Origin of the sequence: Nocardia wallacei, from assembly GCF_029868745.1 — a bacterium.
GTDB classification, from domain to species: domain Bacteria; phylum Actinomycetota; class Actinomycetes; order Mycobacteriales; family Mycobacteriaceae; genus Nocardia; species Nocardia wallacei_B.
Window position 1 is genome coordinate 1 of record NZ_JARWOP010000247.1, and the last position, 2,868, is coordinate 2,868.

Annotated in this window: 4 protein-coding genes; 2 read left to right on the plus strand and 2 right to left on the minus strand. The window is 72.0% G+C overall.

Going from position 1 to position 2,868, the window contains the following annotated elements; all coding sequences use genetic code 11:
- Window positions 1-42 precede the first annotated feature (42 nt).
- Complete coding sequence (locus QH470_RS22135; RefSeq protein WP_280274271.1) at window positions 43-333, plus strand: transglycosylase family protein; 291 nt, start codon at window positions 43-45, stop codon at window positions 331-333.
- 75 nt (window positions 334-408) lie between these two features.
- Here QH470_RS22135 and QH470_RS22140 read toward each other — a convergent pair whose 3' ends face one another.
- Together QH470_RS22140 and QH470_RS22145 are read right to left on the minus strand one after the other, a co-directional pair.
- Window positions 409-1,260, minus strand: coding sequence for an SDR family oxidoreductase (locus tag QH470_RS22140; RefSeq protein ID WP_280274268.1), 852 nt, complete (start codon window positions 1,258-1,260; stop codon window positions 409-411).
- Between the two features lie 51 nt (window positions 1,261-1,311).
- Window positions 1,312-2,001 carry a TVP38/TMEM64 family protein gene (locus tag QH470_RS22145; RefSeq protein WP_280274269.1) on the minus strand — a complete coding sequence of 230 codons (690 nt, stop codon included), beginning with the start codon at window positions 1,999-2,001 and terminating at the stop codon, window positions 1,312-1,314.
- Between the two features lie 270 nt (window positions 2,002-2,271).
- Between QH470_RS22145 and QH470_RS22150 the strand changes: the two genes are divergently transcribed.
- Window positions 2,272-2,868 (plus strand): methylmalonyl-CoA mutase family protein (locus QH470_RS22150; RefSeq protein WP_280274270.1); only part of this gene is annotated, 597 nt, incomplete at its 3' end.

A 2,868-nucleotide genomic window follows, 5' to 3' on the forward strand; every position in this document is an offset into this window, starting at 1 on the left:
GCCGCGTTCGACGCCGACAACACCTCCTCCCTGCCCGCGGATCTGCCGTTCTGTGATTTCGGCGCGGTCCCCGTCGCCCTCACCACCCCGGCGGCGGCCGCGGGCGGCCACGACTGGGATGCCGTCGCGCAGTGCGAGGCCAGCGGCAACTGGGGCGCCAACACCGGTAACGGTTTCTACGGCGGCCTGCAGTTCACCCAGAGCACCTGGAACGCCTACGGCGGCAGCGGCAACGCCGCGGACGCCAGCCGCGAAGAGCAGATCGCCGTCGCCGAGAACGTGCTCGCCGGCCAGGGCGCGGGCGCGTGGCCCGTGTGCGGCGCGTACCTGTAAGGCTACGCGGCCGACCAGACTTCCACGGCCCCGCTGTCCGGTGTACCGGGCGGCGGGGCCGGGTCGTCTCCCGACCTACCCCAACCCTTCCGGTGGCCAGCGGCGGAAGCCGCCCTCGGAGTGCACGACATTGCCGGTGACCCATTCGGCCTCGTCGGTGGCCAGCCAGGCGATGAGCCGGGCCGGATCGTCGGGCATGCCCCAGCGGCCCGCCGGAAACCGCCCGGCGATGAACTCGTAGTCCTCGCCGGTCAGGTAGTCGGTGTCGACCGGTCCCGGATTCACCGTGTTGACGGTGATGCGCCGGGGTGCCAATGCCGTCGCGAGCGTGCGGGTGATCGAGGCGAGAGCGCCCTTCTGGAGCGCGTACGCCACCTCGCCCGGCATGCCGTCGGCGATGTCCTGTCCGGACGTCATCATGACGACTCGCCCGCCGGGCTCCGCGGTCCGGGCCGCGGCGAACGCCTGAACGAGCAGAATCACCGAGCGCGTGTCGACGGCCCAGTGGGTGTCGAGCATCGCGGCGTCGATGCTGTCCAGGGTGCCGTCGCGCCCGCTGTGCGCGTGATTGGCGACGAGAATGTCCAGCCCGCCGAGCCGCTCCGCCGCGTCGCCGAGGAGAAGGGCGGGTGCGTCCGGATCGGACAGATCACCCGGCCCCGCGACGACGCGAGCATCGGGATCGGCGAGCGCCGCCCGGACGCCGGCCACGACCTCGCCGGGCTCGTCCGCACCCCACGGCAGCGCCGCATCGTGCGGAACATGGTGGTGCAGATACACACTCGCCCCGTACGCGGCCAGCCGCCGTGCCACGGCATACCCGATGCCGCCACGACGACTGGCCCCGGTGACGAGTGCGGTCCTCCCGCGCAGCGGCAGCGGATCGCGGCGCAGGTCCTCGGGCACGGGATGCGGTAGCAGCGGCATGCACGCATGATGCCGATCTCCCGCGCCGACCCGCATCCGATTTTCCGGCTGTCAGTGAGCTACCGGCTCGTGTTCCACCGGGGCCGCGGGCACCGCGAATTGCTCTGCGCCCCACCGCGCGTCGACGATCAGGCCGATCACGCCGAGGGCGATACAGATCCCGGACAGCACCAGCAGCCCCGGTTCGGTCCGCCCGGTGAGCGCGTCGCCGAGCACCACCACGCCGATGGTGCCGGGCAGGATTCCGATGACGGTGGCCAGCAGGTACGGCAGCGCCCGGATCGAGGACAGCCCGGCGCAGTAGTTGATCACCGAGAACGGCACCGGCGCGATCAACCGCAGCGATCCCACCGCCAGCCAGCCGCGCCGCGCCAAGCGGCGATCCACCGCCCGCACCGCGGGGTGGGTGAGCCGAGCCGCCACCTGGTCGCGGTCCAGCGCACGCACCAGCAGCAACGCCAGCGCGGCACTGACGGTCGTCGCGGCCACCGCCAGTCCGATGCCGAGCACGGGACCGAACAGCAGCCCGGCACTGAGCGTGAAGACGGTCCGGGGGAACGGTGCGACCGTGACGATCGCATGCACCGCGAAGAACACCAGCGGGAACAGCGGACCGACCGAATCGGCCCAGTCGCGCACCTGCTGCGGCGCCGGATGCGGGGCGAGCAGCGCTACCGCGACCAGGGCCGCGCCGAGCACCAGCAGCGCCAGGACGCGCGGGTTGCGGATTCTCCTCAGCACCGGGTCAGAGTACCCGCCGCGCAGCGGGGCCGAGGTTACCGGCCGGTAGCCGGACGCTGTGCGAACCGGCCCGTGACCGGCGGTTAGCATCAGCACCGAAGGGCTGAATGCGGGTTAACCAAAATGCAGGTTTACCTGCACGAACCAAGGCATGAACGCCGAGCGAACGAGACACACAGCGGACTGCGAAGACGGTGCGAAGGGTTGGGTATGCGCCCGGGTTTGCGGTACAGCTGAAGTATCGGATCGAGTGGAAGAGGGACAGCAGCGATGCCGATTGGTTCGGATCCGGGCGCACAGGTCGTGCCCGGATATGCCGCATGGCGGAAGGGCGTGGCCGGCGTGCTGGCCAAGGCCCGCAAGGTGGACGCGTCCGAACTGGGGGACGAGCCGGAGCGGCTGCTCGACGACTCGACCTACGACGGGCTGACGGTGGCCCCGCTCTACACCCGCCGCGACGAGCTGCCGGAACAGCCGCTGCCCGGCGAGTTCCCGTTCGTGCGCGGTACCGACGCGACCCGCGACGTGCACCGGGGCTGGCACGTCGCGGACCGATTCGACGGCGCCGACGCCGCCACGCTCAATCGTGAGATTCTCGCGGCGCTGGAGAACGGCGTCGGCGCGGTGTGGCTGGGCGTGGGGGAGCGCGGCGTGCCGGTCGCCGAGCTGCCGACCGCCGTGCGCGGCGTGCTGTTCGAACTGGCGCCGCTGCTGCTGGACGCCGGCGCCGGGGGGGGCCCCCCCGCGGCGGGGCGGGGGGGCCGGGGGGAGCGCAAACCCAAACAGGGGGGGGGCCGCCCCCAAAGGGCCGGCCACCAAAAAAAACAAGGGGGGCCACCCCACCCCACCCCCCACAAAACACCCCCC